This window comes from Lactobacillus sp. WILCCON 0149 (assembly GCF_057197965.1).
In genome coordinates this window covers 1-749 of sequence record NZ_JBUBHO010000031.1, presented here as the reverse complement: position 1 = coordinate 749, position 749 = coordinate 1, and the positions used below count along the sequence as shown (strand labels likewise).

General features: G+C 45.1%; 1 protein-coding gene. It reads right to left on the bottom strand.

The window, feature by feature from the left end:
- On the bottom strand, positions 1–749 hold a 749-nt coding region (locus ACYVUV_RS12335; RefSeq protein WP_484499577.1), incomplete at both ends, for a hypothetical protein.

The window sequence follows — 749 nt, the reverse complement described above, 5'->3', positions numbered from 1 at the left end:
TTCTCCTTTGCTTGAGCAAGTTGATACTTTTTAGCCTCTTCAGCCTGCGTTTTTTCCTCAGCTTGTTCTACATAGTAAGCCGTGTATGGGTTCAGTACTTTCTTCAAGTTGACCACCTCATCCTTGTTTTTAAGCAATTTTTTGATGATGCCCCGCAAGGAATCTTCATTAAGAATTGCACAAATTCCTATCAAGACTTCAGCTGCAATACCAGCTGGCATTTCTTTGTTTAAACGCTCGAAATTACCAGTGCGGTAGCCTACAAATGCCATTGCGATGTACTTGAATGGGCTTCTGAATTTATCGATTTCTTCATCGCTCAGCCATGCTACGTCACAGACATCTATCTTGTAGTCGTTAATAAGTGCGTTAAATGGACTGTCAACGCCCGCTGGTGATTCCAAGATCTCCTTTAAGCTGCGTGGAGTATTTCCCCATGCCTTTTTACTAGAGTTTAGCACGATCGTTTTGACGGCATGATATCTTACGCTCGGTCCACCTGCTTTTCTGTCAAGAATCTGTTGGCAAAGACTGGCGGCATCATAGCCCATTACACGAATAGCCATGTCCAAGGCTGGTACAGATTGATTCTCAATGCCGAAAAACGCCACTCGTACTTTCCTGTTGTCAGCAAGAGTCACTACCTTGGCCACGTCACGCTCTTGCACAAAGACTTGATCTCTGCTTGGGCTGCCGTAGTAGCTAAGAACCTCTGCGGGCTCTAAGCGATCAGGCTGCACTACTTGCTT